Source organism: Macrococcus capreoli, from assembly GCF_025628935.1.
In the GTDB taxonomy this organism is placed as follows: domain Bacteria; phylum Bacillota; class Bacilli; order Staphylococcales; family Staphylococcaceae; genus Macrococcoides; species Macrococcoides capreoli.
Map to the genome: position 1 here is coordinate 1 of NZ_JAOTIS010000017.1, position 17,908 is coordinate 17,908.

The following is a 17,908-nucleotide window of genomic DNA, read 5'->3' on the forward strand; positions in this document are numbered from 1 at the left end:
GCTAAGCGATATTATTTAGCTAATGCATCTTTCGCTTGTTTCACGATTTCAGCAAATGCTTTTTCGTCAGTGATAGCGATTTCTGATAACATTTTACGGTTGATGTCAATTCCAGCAACTTTTAATCCGTTCATTAAACGGCTGTAGCTGATGTCGTTCATACGTGCAGCCGCATTGATACGTGCGATCCATAATTTACGGAAATCACGTTTCTTTTGACGACGGTCACGGTATGCATATTGACCTGATTTCATTACTTGTTGTTTTGCTACTTTATATAATGTATGTTTTGAACCAAAGTAACCTTTAGCTAATTTGATTGTACGTTTACGACGGGCGCGTGTAACTGTTCCACCTTTAACTCGTGGCATTATAATTCCTCCTTAGTGTTTCTAATTTTTATTTTACGTAAGTTAACATTTGTGCTACTCGTTTTTGATCGCCTTTAGATACTAATGACGCTTTACGAAGACCACGTTTTTGTTTTGTTGATTTGTTTGCGAATAAATGTGAAGTGTAAGCTCTTGAACGTTTTAATTTCCCTGAACCAGTTCTTTTAACACGTTTCGCTCCACCACGGTGAGTTTTCATTTTAGGCATGTTTTGTTCCTCCTAGTTTTGTTTTTTGTCGACGATTGGCGCTAACATTAAGAACATTGAGCGGCCATCCATCTTTGGCTTTTGTTCAACTGTCGCAAGATCTTTACATTCTTCTGCAAATTTCTCTAACACACGTTGACCAAATTCTTTATGCGTGATTGCACGACCACGGAATCTGATTGATACTTTAACTTTATCCTGCTTTTCTAAGAACTTGCGCGCATTTTTAAGTTTCGTATTGAAATCATGATCCTCAATCGTTGGACTTAATCTAATTTCTTTAACAACTACAACTTTTTGATTTTTACGTGCTTCTTTTTCTTTCTTTTGTTGTTCAAATTTGAATTTACCGTAATCCATTATTTTGGCTACAGGCGGTTTCGCATTTGGAGCAACTAATACGACATCAAGGTTCACACGTTCTGCAATTTCAAGTGCTTCAAATTTAGTTTTAACACCAAGTTGTTCGCCATCATGACCGATTAAACGAAGTTCTCTCGCACGAATTTGCTCATTGATTTGAGTTTGATCTTTAGCTATGGTTGACACCTCCTATTTGATTTACGAAGACAAACAAATAAGCGAATGCATAATGCACCCGCTAAAAAATAGACATGTCTAACCATGTTATTTAACCCTGTAACTGCTCATGGCGTCTTCAGGGCGAGAAGCGGGATGCTTCTACTTGTCCGTTTCGTATTCAACAGACTTAAGTATAACAGGTCATATTTTATAAGTCAACATCTATTTTTTCATATTCACTCATATCATGATCTTGTGATAAATCAACTTCTGTTAATGGAATTTTTCGTGTTTTATATTTCAATTTATGATAGAAGAAAAATGCTAAAAAGATCGGAATACCCATATAAGTGATTAAGAACCCATTTAAATCAAATTTTCCGCCTAATACGAAATCCGTATCTTGTCCAAGAATAACAAATAAGCATAATACAAAGGCAAAAATCGGTCCAAATGGGAACCACATTGCTTTATATTTTAGTACTGATGTATCTTTGTTCTGAGCATAAAATGCTCGACGGAAACGATAGTGACTAATGGCGATACCGAGCCATGCTATAAACCCAGTTAAACCACTTGCTGCAACGATATATTCATAAGCACCACTAGCTACACGTTCTACTAAGAAAATAATAAGGACAACGACAAATGTTGCGAGTAAACTCGGAATCGGTACACCTTTACGATTTGTTTCAGAGAATTTACGAGATGCTAATCCATCTTTCCCCATCGCATATAACATACGTGTAGATGCGTACATGCCACTGTTACCAGCAGAAAGAATTGATGTTAAGATAACTGCATTCATAAATGATGCTGCAAATGCAAGTCCAGCATTCTCAAATACTAATGTAAAAGGTGATTTCGCTACACTTTCTCCACCCATTAAGTTCGGGTTAGTGTAAGGAATAATTAAACCAATCACTAATATAGAAAGAATATAAAAGATTAATATTCTCCAGAATACTTGTTTGATTGCTTTCGGAATTGTCTTTTCTGGTTCTTCAGATTCACCTGCTGTAATACCAACAAGTTCTGTCCCCTGGAAACTAAATCCTGCAACTAAGAACACACCTAGAATTGTTAAGAATGAACCGGTTAAACCGTGTCCTACGAATGGTGCGTCTCCTGTCGTAAAGTTATCAAATCCAATATATTTACCACCTAAAATACCGACAATCGTTAAAATACCAATCGCTAAAAATAAAATAACCGTTACGACTTTAATAATCGCAAACCAATATTCACTTTCACCGTATACTCTAACTGATAATGTATTTAAAAATAAAATAATCGCTAAAAAGACTAAACTCCAGCCCCAGCCTGGCAAGAAATCCATCGGTGCCCAGTATTTAATAACACTCGCTGCAATACTCACATCTGCTGCTACGGTAATTACCCAGTTAAACCAATAGTTCCAGCCCAGTGCAAATCCTAATGACGGGTCAACGAAACGCGTTGCATATGTAGAGAATGAACCTGAAATCGGTAAATAAGTTGCCATCTCTCCTAAACTTGTCATTAAGAAATAAACCATAATACCGATGATGGTGAATGCTAATAGTGCACCACCAGGTCCTGCCTCACGAATCGCGCCACCTGACGTCATGAATAATCCCGTACCGATACATCCTCCTATTGCAATCATCGAAATATGGCGCTGTTTCAATCTTCTTTGTACTTCATTATTACCACTATTCATATAAACACCCTTTCAAATATAAAAAATGAGTACGCGTATGATACGCGTACTCATTTGAAAGTTCAAATTTCAAAATTTAGTAGCGCATCACTTACGTGACAGTCTAACACCTATTAAATGTTAGCCCAGGACATAATGTTCATACACATTACTCCTTCGGCACTGTTCCCTTTCGAATAATTTCGTTTACGTGTATGACATATCCATCATCTACTCATAAACAGTGCGACCTCTACCTCAACGAGGAATATTAAGTTATTTTCTAATATACAGTACATCGAATCGTAATTCAACTACTTTTTTATTCCTTTAAAACATTAAACGGTTTCATACACGAAATCACTTTACCCTATTTGATGTGTATATAACATCGTCATGTCCATTTTTATTTTTTTAAACGAATTTCATCCACGATTGACCAGATAAATTCGTCACGTTCCATCGTTTTAGAATCTTTAGAACCGTATTGTCTAACATTCACTTCTTTATTTTCTACTTCTTTATCGCCCACGACGATTTGATAAGGAACTTTGTGCATTTGCGCTTCACGAATCTTGTATCCCATTTTCTCTTCACGGTCATCGATATGACAGCGTACACCATGTGACTTCAATTCATCATATAAACTTCTTGCATAATCATAATGTACTTCATTAGATACAGGAATAATTTCTAATTGATTTGGCGCTAACCATAATGGATATGCCCCTTTATATTCTTCAGTTAAGAATGCAACGAAACGTTCCATTGTAGAGATAACACCACGGTGAATAACGACTGGACGGTGTTTCTCACCATCATTACCGATATATTCTAAATCGAAACGCTGTGGTAATAAGAAGTCTAATTGAACTGTTGATAATGTTTCTTCCTTACCTAAAGCTGTTTTTACCTGTACGTCTAATTTAGGTCCGTAGAATGCTGCTTCACCTGGCGCTTCTTCATAATCTAAGCCCATTTCGTCAACCGCTTCTTTCAGCATTGCTTGTGCTTTCTCCCACATTTCATCATCCTGGAAGTACTTTTCAGTATCTTCTGGGTCTCTGTAGCTTAAACGGAATTTATAATCTTCAAATTTAAAATCTTTATACACATCAATCACAAGCTGTACAACACGAATAAATTCTTCTTTAATTTGATCCGGACGAACGAAGATATGCGCATCATTTAAAGTCATTCCGCGAACACGTTGTAAACCACTTACCGCTCCACTTGCTTCATAGCGGTGCATTGTACCAAGTTCAGCGATACGGATTGGTAACTCACGGTATGAATGCGGTTTGTTTTTGTACACCATCATATGATGCGGACAGTTCATTGGACGTAATACCATCTGCTCATTATCCATATCCATTACAGGGAACATGTCTTCTTGGTAATGATCCCAGTGACCAGACGTTTTGTATAAATCAACTGAACCCATTACTGGAGTGTATACGTGATCATAGCCTAAAGCCACTTCTTTATCCACGATATAGCGCTCTAATTCACGACGAATTGTCGCACCATTTGGTAACCAAAGTGGCAACCCTGCACCCACAAGTTGACTTGTCGTAAATAATTCTAATTCTTTACCAATTTTACGGTGGTCACGCTCTTTACGCTCTTCTAAAATTTGAAGATGTTCTTTCAACGCTTTCTTATCAAAGAAAGCTGTACCGTAAATACGTTGTAACATTTTGTTGTTCGCGTCACCTCTCCAGTATGCACCGGCAGTAGATAGTAACTTAAATTCTTTAATTTTAGCTGTTGATGGAACATGTACCCCGCGGCAAAGATCTGTGAATTCACCCTGGCTATACAATGTTACATTTTCTTCGGCTGGAATTGCATCAATTAACTCTTGCTTGTACGGATCATCTGCGAATACTTTTTTCGCTTCATCGCGACTTACGACACGGCGTTCGATTGTAATATTCTCACCTACGATTTGACGCATTGTCTTTTCGATTTCAGGTAAATCTTCACTTGAAATTTTATGTTCTGTATCAACATCATAATAGAAACCTTCTTCAATGACAGGCCCTACACCGAAATGCACTTTACCATACATGCGTTTTAACGCTTGCGCCATTAAATGTGCTGTTGAATGACGTAATACTTCAATACCTTCAGGTGATTCCGGCGTTATGATTTCAATATCCCCATCAACTTCTAACGCCGTCGATAAATCCACCATCTGACCATTGAATTTACCTGCTAAAGCTTTCTTTCTTAAGCCCGGACTAATTGAACCGGCGATTTCTTCCGTTGTCACGCCTGCCTCGAAACTTTTCACATTACCATCTGGGAACTTCACTTTAATCTCACTCATCCATAACGCCTCACTTTTCATTATTTTTTTAAACAACAAAAAAAGACCCCATCCCAAAAAGGGACGAAGTCTATTCGCGGTACCACCCTAATTACTGACAATGCATCAGCAACTCTACATAAGATAACGGTCTTGAGCCGGGCAATGATTAGTTGCCGTTGTCGTAAGGGAGTAATCTTATGTCTAAATTACTGATTTGCAGCACCATCAGCTCTCTTAAAATTATCGACACAACATCATGTCCTTACACGTTTTATATATACGAATTTAATTTTTGTTGTTTGTTAATTTCTATTATACACATATTATTGTAATTTTCAATCTTATTTTTGACGACGATAATTTTTTCCGCTTAACAGATAAGCATCGCTCAATGTTTCAACACGTTCCATAATACGGCGTGCTTTCGTCAACTCTGCCCCTTGTTTCGTAATGGACAGATGATGACTGAGTTCTTTGAAGTCAAAGTTTGAACTAAAGAATGTCGGCATATTATGCATCATTCGGTGGTTAAGTATCGGACCTAATACTTCATCGCGTACCCAAGGTGTTAAGTCCTCAGCGCCAACATCATCCAACATTAATACAGGAGTGTGCTTCACTTTATTTAATCGTTCCGCATACGTGCCATCATTAAATCCATTTTTCAGTTCGCGGATGAATTCCGGAAAATACAGTAACGTTGAATAAATATGTTGCGCTTTTAACTCATTCGCAATTGCACCGAGAATAAAGGATTTCCCTGTCCCAAATGGACCATGAATATACATACCTTTCGTATCTTCTCCTTTAGCAATTTCTCTGCATACTAAGCCGGCACGTCTGACGATATCTATACGCGTCTTATCATCTAAATATATATCAGCAAGTTTTGCTTTCAACACATCTTTAGGCATATGAATGGCAGTAATAAATTGTTTCATCTTCTGTTCTTCATCAAATGCTAGCTTTGATGGACATGGTAAATGTCTGATTTTTATATGGTTGTTATCAATATACAATTCCGGTGTATGACCCGGCACAAAATTTTTGCATTGTCCGTAAGACAAACAGTCGGCGCACATAATAGAAGAATCTTTATATTCCTGAAGTACGGATAAATCGTTATCTATCATTTGCTGTGTCACATTATTACTGTCGATAAATGCCTTAATTTGCGGGTCACGAATCGTTTCTTGTTTAATCTTCTCTATGCGTTTAAAGATTTCATTATTGGCGTTTAATATCGATCCCATCGGTTTCATTATTTATCCTCCTCCCATAATTGATTTAATTCTTCCTGTAATTTAAGACGTTCTGCTTCTAAATCATCTGATTGTGACGATGATGCCACTTGATCTTGTTCATCCGTTAACCATTTCGGAGTAATTTCTTTTGAAGGTGGTGTATATTGCTTCTGACGATACGTATCTTTACTACGTTCTTCGCGTTTTTTACCCATTGCTTTAACGTAACGATACGCCGCTTCACTAGATTGTAAATTAAGCTTCTTCCAGTTTGACGCAATTTCTTCGATATAACTTTGTGGTAATTTCATATCTTTCGTGAACAGAACATATTGAATCAAGATGTTCAGTACGCCATACGGTAATTGCTCACGTTCTAATATCGATTCAATCATACGTTTTTGTTTAATTGTCGGTTCCGATTTACTAAATGAAGCAAGCATTTCCACCGGACTCGTTGTATCAAGCATCTCAAACCAGTTGAGCAATGTATTCGCTTCTTTTTGTTCAACCACTTGTTGCGTCGTCTGTTCTTGTATTTGCAACGTCGGTAGTGCTCCGTCATGTTCTATCTTATAAAAGTCTCGGGCATTTTTTCTTAAATCCTCGTGTGATATCGTCTGGTCACTCGTAAGTGATTTCAAGACGATTTGACGCATTTCAGTCGGACCGATATCATATAAAGCTGCAAGTTGCGAAATTAAATCACGCGTTTTCTTTGGCAGCTGTTCGCTTGTAATTAAATTCTGGGCAAGCAATGTTTCTAGCATATCAAAGTCAAACGTCTGTTGATGCACTGGTATACCATATGGTTCGCTTTGTTTAATGATTTCGCTATTATATTCAAAGACGACCGGTTCCGGAGATTTAGGGGTGCCGAATACATCCATGTATTTGCTTGAAATATCACGATACCCATCATAATCTATGTTGTTCGTAAAATACCTGCTTTTCAACATTTGGTAACGATGTTTCCCCACTTGTTGATATAAGAACACAGAAAGCATCGGGTCATTAAAAAATTGTGCCGGCATAACCGGACTTATGAGTTTATAAATAAACTTTTGATTCTGATCATCAATTCTCATATATGTCTTTAACAATCCAATCGCTTCAAGCCGTTTACGCAACATTTCAAAATGTGATAAATTCATCTTTAATTCACTTAAAATAATATAATGTGTGTAATCATTACTCACTTGATTATAATCATTCAAAAATTGACTTAAAAACTGGTAGACACCTACACATTCTATACCAATAAGCGGCGTATACAATGCTTTCAATACATCATCCGTAAGATGCGTGCTTATATAATTCGTCGATACTGTAAATTGATCCGTTCCGTTTAATGCAGTAAAATAATGTTGCATCGTCACACCTACTTCTTATTCTTATCGTTCAATAATCCGCTCATTGTAGTCAACAACTGATCGACATCTTTAAATTCTTTATAAACTGAAGCAAATCGAACATACGAAACCTGGTCTAAATTCATTAAATGCTCCATTACACGTTCACCAATATCTACAGAAGAAACTTCTGAAACGCCTTTTTCACGTAAAGTATTTTCAACTTCTGTAGTAATCTTTTCTAACGCTTCAAAAGCAACCGGACGTTTTTCGCATGCACGGACGAGTCCATGTAGCACTTTATCTCGATTGAATGCTTGTCTTGTACCGTCTTTTTTCACTACAATTAATGGCTGTAATTCAATGCGTTCAAATGTCGTAAATCGTGTGCCACAAGATTCACATTCACGACGTCTTCGAATTGCAGTTAAGTCATCAGCATGTCGTGAATCAATCACTTTTGATTGATTAAACCCGCATTTAGGACATTTCAAGACAATCACCTCTCTGTTCATAGTTATTGTTTAATTATACAATAATAATAAATAATTAAAAATCTATAAGATTACACTGATTTGGGTAAACATAGTAATACCGATAATAAAAAATAAACAGTAAGGAGTATAACGATGAGACCCAACTTTATAGCATTACCTAAACTAGAAGATGGACACCCTGTGAACAAATTAAGAGAAAGTTTCAACAGAAGAAATGAAGTGATTCTATATCATCATGACCCAGTAGGCATCGTGTTTATCGGAGACTCGATTACGGATTACTGGGATATCGAAAGTTATTTAACACTTTCAAACAATAAACGCATAATCAATCGAGGTATTGGTAATGACCGTTCGCAATGGGTACGCGATCGATTTGAAGCAGATAGCCTGCAGCTGAAACCCGATTGGATTGTATTATCAATTGGGATAAACAATACGAAAGAACTGGATGAAGATCAAAGTGAAGCAAATCAGCAGCAAATTAAGGATAGAATATTAGCAGATATCGAAGTGATGATTGAAATGGCGCAAGCACGTAATATCAACATCGCAGTGACAACATTGACGTCGACAAACCGTCCGAATTTAGAAGGATTTATCGTGCGTGCTCAATTAGTGCAGTCAATCAATCAGGAAATCGCTCGCTTATGTACACAATACGGCGCACTATACATTAATTATTATGAACAAATGACAGAAACTAAAGACGGTATCGACTACTTACGTGATGAACTCACAGACGATGGCCTACACCCACATGTATTAGGCTATGACATTATGGCAGAAGTAATTGAAACAGCGTTCGCTGGGCGATATCCAGTAATAAGAAAAACCGAAAACTAGACTTTTGAGTCTAGTTTTCGGTTTTTTGGTGATAGTGACTTAGTGGTTCACATTACTCCAGACTATTGCGAACTCTCTCATCGCCCCACTTAATGCAACAGCTTCAATCCAATCGTACTAGCTAATATTAATCCCATAAAGAATAATCGTAAAACGTTTGTCGATTCACCATAAAACAATATTCCAACGATCGCTCCACCGACCGCTCCAATACCTGTCCATATTGCATAAGCTGTGCTCATCGGTACATCAATCAATGCAATAGAGAGGAATAGTAAACTAAATGCAAATGTGACGATCAATAATAAGACATAACGCAATTTATTCGTACTAACATACATATTTATCACGACCACACCTAACACTTCACATAGACCCGCAATCACTAAAGATAACCAATACATCACTTCGCCTCCTCTGGTGTTGCTAATTTAAGACCGACGACACCGATAATTAATGTGCTCATTAATAGTATCTTTAACATACTTAATGGCTGATTGAAAAATACGACATCAGCAATCGTCACAAGTGTTGCACCTAATCCAACAAATACAGCATAACTTGTTCCGACAGGTAAATATTTCGACGCATTAAGTAATAAATAAAAACTAATAGAAACACTAATGCATGTTAATAACCATTCATACCAAACATCCGAATGTGCTAAACCCACTACCCAGCACACCTCAAAAATAGCAGCTACGATTATTTTAATCCAGTTCATGACTAACCTCTTTCATTACTATAATAAAAATTAGTATATCATATTAAAGAAAAAGGGTTATCGTTATTGGGGATTCACCAATTTCGATACTCATGTTTAAACAAAAAAACACCTCTCAAAAGAGAGGTGCCAATCATCTATATTACTTCGCTAATTTTTCTCCCATTAATTTTGCTAATTCAACAACGCGTGTAGAGTAACCCCACTCGTTATCGTACCATGCTAATACTTTTACTTTCGTACCTTCCATAACGATTGTTGATAAACCATCAACGATTGAGCTGTTTGGATTTGTATTGAAATCTACACTTACTAATGGTTCGTAAGTTAAATCTAAAATTCCTTTTAATTCATTCTCACTTGCTGCTTTGAACGCTTCATTGATTTCTTCAACTGTTACTTCTTTTTCTAAATCTACAACTAAGTCTACTAAAGATACGTTTGTTGTCGGTACACGTAATGCCATACCGTGTAATTTACCTTTTAATTCAGGTAATACTAATGCTAATGCCTTTGCAGCACCTGTTGACGTCGGGATGATACTTTGTGCACATGCACGCGCACGACGTAAATCTTTATGTGGGTTATCTAAGTTCTTTTGGTCATTTGTATACGCATGAACAGTTGTCATTAATCCATTCTTAATTCCGAATTTGTCATTTAATACTTTAGCCACTGGTGCTAAACAGTTTGTTGTACAAGATGCATTTGAAATGACATCGTATGTATCGACATCTAATTGCGCACAATTCACACCGCGAACGATTGTTTGAACATTTCCTTTTCCTGGCGCAGTTAATAATACCTTTTTTGCACCTGCTTTAATGTGTGCTGAAGCCTTTTCAGCATCGTTAAATTTACCTGTTGCTTCGATAACAATATCAATATTTAATTCTTTCCATGGTAATAATTCAGGATTACGTTCAGAAACTAATTTAATTTCTTTTCCATTAACAACTAATGCGTTGTCACCAGGTTCAATATCTAATTCAAACTTACCATGAGTAGTATCGTACTTCGTTAAATGTGCTAGTGTTGCTGGAGGATAGCTTGCATTGATCGCAACTACTTCTAACTCATCATTCAATAATGCTGCACGGAACACCATTCTCCCAATTCTTCCTAACCCATTAATCGCTACTCTTGTTTTCATTATATCTTCTCCTTCGCAATGTGTTATACTAATCTCTTTCATTAGTATAGCACAATGAAATCGTTAAGGAAGCGTTTTCTTAAGAAAAAATAATTTCTTAATTTTAAAAAATTTCTAACTATTTGTACGGTTGAACAAGACAATTAAGTTGGGTATATAATTCCACTAACGATCCACTGTTATCAATGACTTTATCCGCTTTTTGCTTCTTTTCTTCGATCGATATTTGAGATTTAATACGTGATATTGCTTCATCGATGGTCAAGTGATTGCGGGCCATTAATCGTTCTTTTTGTATCGTTTCGGGTACATAAACGACCCACACTTCATCTACAGTATGTTCTAATTTATTTTCAAATAATAAAGGTATATCCATAACGACTACTTTACCTTGAGTTAGACCCGCATTTTTCTCAACTTCCATGATGTCTCTCACAAGTGGATGAACGATTGCATTTAACTTTGCACGCTCTGACGGATCATTGAAAATGATCTCACCCAGTGCTTTTCGGTCGAGTGTACCATCTTCCTGTATTACCTTTTCACCAAAGACTGTCTTAATTTCTGCTAATCCAGTTGATCCGGGTGCTACTGCTTTTCTACTGGCGATATCTGCATCGACAACAACAAAGCCATGTTCTGCTAGAAACTTCGCCACAGTCGATTTACCACTGGCAATTCCACCTGTCAATCCAATAACAGTCATAATTACACCTACTTTTGACATTTTTCACAGTAATGCGTGTTTCGCGTTGCAATCACTATTGTAGAAATTGTATGTCCACACGTATTACACTGCTTTAATCCATAAACATTAAACTTATTCTGCATATCGCCACTTTCACCTTCAACATTACGGTAATCAGAAATGCTCGATCCGCCATATTGAATACCCTTATTTAATACATCTACAATACACTTAAATAATTTCTTTTTCTTCTGCGTTGATAATGTATGGGTGATATGCATTGGTAATATTCGCGCTAAATGCAATGCTTCACACGCATAAATATTGCCACATCCGCTGACTACACTGTGATCCATAATGACTTGTTTGATCGGCTTATTCTTAAATTTCTTTTGTTTACACTGATTTAAGAAATAATCCATTGCATGCTCATCAAACGGTTCTGGTGCAATGTTCTGATTAAATGTTTTAAATGCTGATTCATCTAATATTTTAAATTCACCAAAACGCCTAATATCGGAATAAATCATCATTTGCCCATTTGATAATTTAAACTGAACATGCCAATGCTTCTTGTAATTCGGTATTGGAATATCTTCTACACTTGGTTTCACAAAGAAAGCACCGGCCATTCCAAGATGGCCGACGCAATATATCGTTTGAGGATGTTCCTTCATCAGATGAAAAATAATATATTTACTGCGACGTTCTATTAACTCGATTGTTGTATTTGTTACAAATTTCTTGAAATCATCAAGCGCTATCTGTTTTATGATTGTTTCTTTCCCTGATGCTTTCCCTGATTTCACCGCTTCAGAAAAAGTAACATCGATTATTTTGTGATTTAACACATGCGGTCTTAAACCTCGTGCAACATGTTCTACTTCTGGTAACTCCGGCATCCCTTCACCTACTTTGCTTCATACCAACTTTCACCAGCATCATATTCAACTTCAAGTGGTACATTAAGTTCCATTGCATTCTCCATAATATCTTTCACAAATAAACTGAATGCTTCCAGTTCATCTTTTGGCACTTCAAATATTAATTCATCGTGCACTTGTAATAACATCTTCGCTTTGAAATTTGTTGCATTAAGCGCTTTATCAAATTGTACCATTGCTAACTTAATAATATCTGCTGCACTACCTTGAATCGGCGTATTCATTGCAGTACGTTCTGCAAATCCTCTTAAATTAAAGTTTCTGCTCGTAATATCAGGGATATAACGTCTACGATGCATCAATGTCGTTACATAACCATCCTGCTTCGCTTTCTGAATAATATCATCCATGTATTGCTTAACATTCGGGAATGAATCTAAATAATCATCTATAAATTGTTGCGCCGCTTTTCTCGTAATACCTAAACTCTGACTTAAGCCGTAATCACTAATACCATATACGATACCGAAGTTTACAGCCTTCGCCTGACGTCGCATATTACTCGTTACTTCATCCTTTTCCACATTGAATACTTCCATCGCTGTCTTCGTATGGATATCTATACCTTGCGTAAATGCTTCCATCATGCTCTTATCTTCAGTAATATGTGCAAGCACACGTAATTCGATTTGAGAGTAATCGGCAGCAAAGATAACCATATCATCTCCGCTCGGTACAAACGCTTTACGAATCTTACGTCCTTCTTCTAAACGCACAGGGATGTTTTGTAAATTTGGATCAATTGAAGATAAACGTCCAGTTTGTGCGATAACCTGGTTAAAGCGCGTATGAATCTTGTCATCTTCACCAATCAACTTTTGTAAACCTTCAACGTAAGTTGACTGCAACTTAGACAATGTACGATAAACTAAAATATCGTCGATAATCGCATGACTGCCTTGCAACTTCTCTAATACATCTACAGCCGTCGAATAACCCGTCTTCGTCTTCTTAATAATCGGTAATTGTAACTCTTCAAATAAAATCACACCGAGCTGTTTCGGCGAATTGACATTAAACGCTTTACCGGCATGGTCATAAATACTTTGTGTCAGTACATCTAATCGTTCCTGAATTTCACCTTGCATCTCCTGTAAAGTCGCTTTATTCACTTTAATCCCTTGCATTTCCATCTTTGCTAACACTAATGCGAGCGGTAATTCAAGTTCATCATGTAATGCTAATTGTTCATGGGCTATTAATTTTTCTTTAATGAGTGGTGCGACATCATGTATACAATGTACTTCAGTTGCGATATGTTGATGTAATATCGCTTGATCCGGAATATGTGCTTTTGCACCTTTACCAAAAATATGATCATCACTTTCAACATAATGCATTCCAAACTCCTGTCCTACTTGTGCCACATCAACAACTGTTGTGGATGGATTGAGTAAATAATTCGCAAGCATGACATCAAAAGCTAACCCTTCTATATGAATCCCTAATCGTTCAAATAACACTTTTACCGCTTTTGCATCATAAACTGTTTTCTTCACAGCACTATTTTCAAGTAATGCAATGAATGATTGATTCTGTTGGATACTTTCTGGTGTTTCAACAAACGTCTTACCTTCATAAATCAATCCAATTGATAATATTTCATTCTTTAAGTAATTATCCTGATAACAAATAATGTGTAAGTCAATATGCTCTACCGGTTTAAAGTCCATCGCAGCAAAGTCTGACGCGATTGTAATCGTTTTATCACTTTCAATTTGACTCTTCGTATCAATATTTTCTAGCATTTGTTTAAACTCTAATTCTCTAAATAACTCAATCTTCTTTGTTTCATCTTTTTCGGGAATACGTGTATCCGCTAATGACACTTCGATAGGTGCATTCGTTTCAATTGTTGCAAGCTTTTTACTCATCAATGCATCTGCTTGATGATTTGTTAAATTTTCATTCAGTTTTTTAGCTGTAATATTGCTTAAGTTGGCAATAACGCCTTCAACAGTATCATATTCCATTAACAGTTTAATTGCGGTCTTCTCACCAACACCAGGGACACCTGGAATGTTATCGGATTTATCACCCATTAATCCTTTTAAATCGATGATTTTCTCAGCACCGAAGCCGTATTTCTCATGAATAAATTCCGGTGTATACTTATCGATATCAGTTACACCTTTTTTCGTGTAATACACAGTAACATATTCATTAACCAGTTGCGTTAAATCTCGGTCACCCGTTACGATAATCGTTTCCATATTATTTGCCGCTGCTTCTTTTGACAGTGTACCGATAATATCATCTGCTTCATAATTGTCCAGTTCATAATGTTTAATCTGGTATGCTTCTGCTAAACGACGAATATGCGGGAATTGTTCACTTAATTCCTGAGGCGTCTTTTGTCGTCCTCCTTTATATTCTCCAAACGTTGCATGTCTGAACGTCGTCTTCCCTGCATCAAAAGCAATTAAAAAGTGTGTCGGCTGCTCTTCCTTTATTAACTTTTCTAATATTAACGTAAAACCGTATATTGCATTCGTATGTAAATCTGATGAATTCTTTAGTAAAGGCAATGCATAAAATGCTCTAAACGCGATACTATTACCATCAATTAATATCAATTTTTCTTTCATTATTCTACCTCCATCTACTGTCTCTTCTAGTCTATCACATCTTGTGATTCTGACATATTTATAGGAATAGTATTCAATAAAATTCATAAAAAAAGAACACAAGTGATTGCTTCAGGATCACTTGTGTTCATCATCATCTAAAATGAAGGGGTCTGTTTATTATGTTAACGTAAATTTATTAATTTAGTGTAAACAAAATGTAAATTTTCATTAAAAATATGAATATTTAACTTAATACAAATGCTGTTTTAATATTACTCTAAACGTCGTACCGACACCTACTTCACTTTCTACTTCAATTTCACCTTTAAATACTTCAACGATGTGCTTTACAATCGCTAATCCTAAACCTGTACCTCCTGAATCACGACTACGCGCTTTATCAACACGATAGAAACGTTCAAAAATGCGCATTTGTTCTTCAGGTTCAATCCCGATCCCTTCATCGGTAATTTCTAAAATACAGTTGCGGTCTTTTTGGAATACTTTCACAGTAATTGTCGCATTATCATAAGAATAATTGATTGCATTTGATAATAAATTGATAACAACTTGTTTTAATTTACTCGGTTCCGCCAATACATATAAATCTTTCTCAAAGTTTAAGTCAAATTTAATATTTTTCTTTTCTGCAAGAGGATGCACAACTTCAACACTGTTAAATACTTTCTGTGGTAAATTGACTTTAGACATTTCAAAGTGATTCGCCTGTTCAATCTTAGACAGTTCTAACAATTCGCTGACGAGAACTTGAATACGATTAGATTCTTTCAATATGATATCAAGAAACATATTGAGCGTTTCAGGTTCATTTTTCGCACCATCAATTAATGTTTCTGTAAACCCTTTAATGCTCGTTATCGGTGTTTTCAATTCGTGAGATACGTTAGCCACGAAGTCTTTACGCATTTGTTCTAACGATTTCAGCTGCGTAATATCGTGTAATACGATAACGATACCTTCTATTTTCTTGCGTTTCTTTGATAATACCGGTACAACTGCAACGTCAAAATATTTCTTATGTACATTAACCGTAATATTTAATGTTTCATTAACAGGTTTCTCAGTAGCAATGGCCTCTTTAATCATCTGCTTAATGTATTTATTGTCAATGACTGTTTCGTAATGACCATGTTCGATCGGTTGTCTCTTATTAAATAAATTAATATACGTTTCGTTTGCAATCGCAACTTCACCATGATTGTTCACGAGCATTGTCGCACTTGGTATATTTTGTAACGTCGTTTCAAGACGGTTGCGCTGTAATTTCTGTTCATTGTTTAAATCCTGTAATGTTCTTGCAAGAATATTCGTTGATTTAAACAAGTCTTTCGTTTCTGTTACACTACTTTCTGGAACGCGCACTTTGTAGTTACCTTCCGATAATAGTCTTGATGCATATGTTACTTCTTTTATCGGTTGAATATAACTTTTATTAACGTATCGTACAATAATAAATATAATCGGCAGCATACAAAGCAGAGCATAACTGAAATATTTAATAATTGTAGATTTTATTTCATTCACGGTCGTATTATCACTCAAAATGTAGACCGTATTTTTATTTTTATAGCGTAATATACTTTTTTCAATCGCGCCTTCGTAACGATAATTCACTTTGTCGTCATTTTTAATTGTGTATTTATGAATAAAGTTATCAAAGTGTTGCTTTGTAATGCCATCTGATTTATATAATATTTCATCCTGCTGATTTAATATTAATATCGAACTCTTATATGATTCTTCATACGATTTAATCAATGCTTTAACATGTACATCGCCACTAACGTACGCATCAAAGATTTGTGCATCTTTTGTTAACGTCGCTTTATCGAGCTTAATCAGCTGATCAGCTAGTGTTAAATGCAAAAGTGTACCGATTAAAAGAAAGCTTACAACAATAAATGTTGTAAGCATAAGTAACAATCTACTTTTAAAACTAATCATTACGTTTAGGATTCTCTAATTTATACCCTAGACCGCGAACAGTCTTAATATATTGTGGCTGTTTAGGATTTTCTTCAATTTTCTCACGTAAATGACTGATATGAACATCAACAATACGTGAATCTCCAGCAAATTCATAGTTCCATACTGAATTTAACATATGTTCACGAGTGATCACTCGACCTTGACGTTCGATTAAATATATTAATAATTCAAACTCTTTCGGTGTTAAATCAAGCAATTCATCATTACGATACGCTTCAAAATGCTCAGGTAATACTTTAATCTTACCGATAACAATTTCTTTATTTTCTTTCTCTTCTTCAACCATCTTTAATGCATTCGAGCGTCGTAATATCGCTTTAATACGCGCAATGACTTCTCTTGGAGAAAACGGCTTTGTCATATAATCGTCTGCACCTAGTTCTAATCCAAGTACTTTATCAAATTCGTCATCTTTAGCAGTTAACATTAAGATGGGTACTTGATTCTTTTCGTTGCGAACAGATTTACATACTTCAACGCCATCCATTTTAGGTAACATTAAATCAAGTAAGACGATATCTGGTTTTTCACTGAAAATCTTCTCTAAACCTTCTTCGCCATCATATGCTGTTACAACTTCGAAACCTGATTGTTGCAAATTGTATTGTAGTAACGTTACGATTGATTGCTCATCGTCGACTACTAAAACTTTCTGACTCATCCAATCCCTCCAAATAATTATACAATTTCATTATATATTAAAAGATTATTGAATTGCTACAACAAATCAATAATCTTAATGGTCACCTTGAATAATTTA

17 protein-coding genes, 1 riboswitch and 1 other annotated feature are annotated in these 17,908 nt (G+C 35.9%); of the genes, 1 reads left to right on the forward strand and 16 read right to left on the reverse strand.

Annotation, left to right across the window (positions count from 1 at the left end; translation table 11 throughout):
- Positions 1 to 11: 11 nt before the first annotated feature.
- The 8 genes from rplT to nrdR form a co-directional block, all read right to left on the reverse strand.
- Complete coding sequence (rplT, locus tag OCL94_RS11320; protein WP_233680518.1) at positions 12 to 371, reverse strand: 50S ribosomal protein L20; 360 nt, start codon at positions 369 to 371, stop codon at positions 12 to 14.
- Positions 372 to 399: 28 nt separating this feature from the next.
- A complete protein-coding gene (gene rpmI, locus OCL94_RS11325; RefSeq protein ID WP_012657249.1) occupies positions 400 to 600 on the reverse strand; it encodes a 50S ribosomal protein L35 in 201 nt (66 codons plus the stop codon).
- A gap of 12 nt (positions 601 to 612) precedes the next feature.
- Positions 613 to 1,149, reverse strand: a complete 537-nt coding sequence (infC, locus tag OCL94_RS11330; protein WP_262997037.1) for a translation initiation factor IF-3 — start codon at positions 1,147 to 1,149, stop codon at positions 613 to 615.
- A gap of 18 nt (positions 1,150 to 1,167) precedes the next feature.
- Positions 1,168 to 1,293, reverse strand: a sequence feature (ribosomal protein L20 leader region).
- Positions 1,294 to 1,330: 37 nt separating this feature from the next.
- Positions 1,331 to 2,824, reverse strand: a complete 1,494-nt coding sequence (locus OCL94_RS11335) for an amino acid permease (RefSeq protein ID WP_262997038.1) — start codon at positions 2,822 to 2,824, stop codon at positions 1,331 to 1,333.
- A gap of 72 nt (positions 2,825 to 2,896) precedes the next feature.
- Positions 2,897 to 3,067: riboswitch (Lysine riboswitch) on the reverse strand.
- 142 nt (positions 3,068 to 3,209) lie between these two features.
- A complete protein-coding gene (gene thrS / locus OCL94_RS11340) occupies positions 3,210 to 5,138 on the reverse strand; it encodes a threonine--tRNA ligase (protein ID WP_262997039.1) in 1,929 nt (642 codons plus the stop codon).
- A gap of 323 nt (positions 5,139 to 5,461) precedes the next feature.
- Positions 5,462 to 6,382, reverse strand: a complete 921-nt coding sequence (gene dnaI / locus OCL94_RS11345; protein ID WP_262997040.1) for a primosomal protein DnaI — start codon at positions 6,380 to 6,382, stop codon at positions 5,462 to 5,464.
- Complete coding sequence (locus tag OCL94_RS11350; RefSeq protein ID WP_262997041.1) at positions 6,382 to 7,737, reverse strand: replication initiation and membrane attachment family protein; 1,356 nt, start codon at positions 7,735 to 7,737, stop codon at positions 6,382 to 6,384. The genes dnaI and OCL94_RS11350 overlap by 1 nt, the downstream gene beginning before the upstream one ends.
- 8 nt (positions 7,738 to 7,745) lie before the next feature.
- Positions 7,746 to 8,210 carry a transcriptional regulator NrdR gene (nrdR, locus tag OCL94_RS11355; RefSeq protein ID WP_262997042.1) on the reverse strand — a complete coding sequence of 155 codons (465 nt, stop codon included), beginning with the start codon at positions 8,208 to 8,210 and terminating at the stop codon, positions 7,746 to 7,748.
- Between the two features lie 135 nt (positions 8,211 to 8,345).
- On the opposite strand from nrdR, the gene OCL94_RS11360 reads away from it, so the two are divergent.
- Positions 8,346 to 9,059: an SGNH/GDSL hydrolase family protein gene (locus OCL94_RS11360; RefSeq protein ID WP_262997043.1), complete on the forward strand. Its 714-nt coding sequence runs from the start codon at positions 8,346 to 8,348 to the stop codon at positions 9,057 to 9,059.
- 89 nt (positions 9,060 to 9,148) lie between these two features.
- Here the strand turns inward: OCL94_RS11360 and OCL94_RS11365 are convergent, their stop codons facing one another.
- The 8 genes from OCL94_RS11365 to OCL94_RS11400 form a co-directional block, all read right to left on the reverse strand.
- Entirely contained in the window at positions 9,149 to 9,463 is a 315-nt protein-coding gene (locus tag OCL94_RS11365) for a DMT family transporter (RefSeq protein WP_317618562.1), read from the reverse strand.
- Positions 9,463 to 9,783 carry a DMT family transporter gene (locus OCL94_RS11370; RefSeq protein WP_262997045.1) on the reverse strand — a complete coding sequence of 107 codons (321 nt, stop codon included), beginning with the start codon at positions 9,781 to 9,783 and terminating at the stop codon, positions 9,463 to 9,465. Before OCL94_RS11370 ends, OCL94_RS11365 begins: the two co-directional genes overlap by 1 nt.
- A gap of 142 nt (positions 9,784 to 9,925) precedes the next feature.
- Positions 9,926 to 10,936 carry a glyceraldehyde-3-phosphate dehydrogenase gene (locus OCL94_RS11375; protein ID WP_262997046.1) on the reverse strand — a complete coding sequence of 337 codons (1,011 nt, stop codon included), beginning with the start codon at positions 10,934 to 10,936 and terminating at the stop codon, positions 9,926 to 9,928.
- Between the two features lie 118 nt (positions 10,937 to 11,054).
- Entirely contained in the window at positions 11,055 to 11,645 is a 591-nt protein-coding gene (coaE, locus tag OCL94_RS11380; RefSeq protein ID WP_262997078.1) for a dephospho-CoA kinase, read from the reverse strand.
- Positions 11,646 to 11,650: 5 nt separating this feature from the next.
- Positions 11,651 to 12,526, reverse strand: coding sequence for a bifunctional DNA-formamidopyrimidine glycosylase/DNA-(apurinic or apyrimidinic site) lyase (mutM, locus tag OCL94_RS11385; RefSeq protein WP_262997047.1), 876 nt, complete (start codon positions 12,524 to 12,526; stop codon positions 11,651 to 11,653).
- Between the two features lie 8 nt (positions 12,527 to 12,534).
- Positions 12,535 to 15,156 carry a DNA polymerase I gene (gene polA, locus OCL94_RS11390; protein WP_262997048.1) on the reverse strand — a complete coding sequence of 874 codons (2,622 nt, stop codon included), beginning with the start codon at positions 15,154 to 15,156 and terminating at the stop codon, positions 12,535 to 12,537.
- 231 nt (positions 15,157 to 15,387) lie between these two features.
- Positions 15,388 to 17,073: a two-component system histidine kinase PnpS gene (gene pnpS, locus OCL94_RS11395; protein WP_262997049.1), complete on the reverse strand. Its 1,686-nt coding sequence runs from the start codon at positions 17,071 to 17,073 to the stop codon at positions 15,388 to 15,390.
- A 22-nt stretch (positions 17,074 to 17,095) separates the two neighbouring features.
- On the reverse strand, positions 17,096 to 17,809 hold the full coding sequence (locus tag OCL94_RS11400; RefSeq protein ID WP_262997050.1) for a response regulator transcription factor: 714 nt from the start codon (positions 17,807 to 17,809) through the stop codon (positions 17,096 to 17,098).
- Positions 17,810 to 17,908 lie beyond the last annotated feature (99 nt).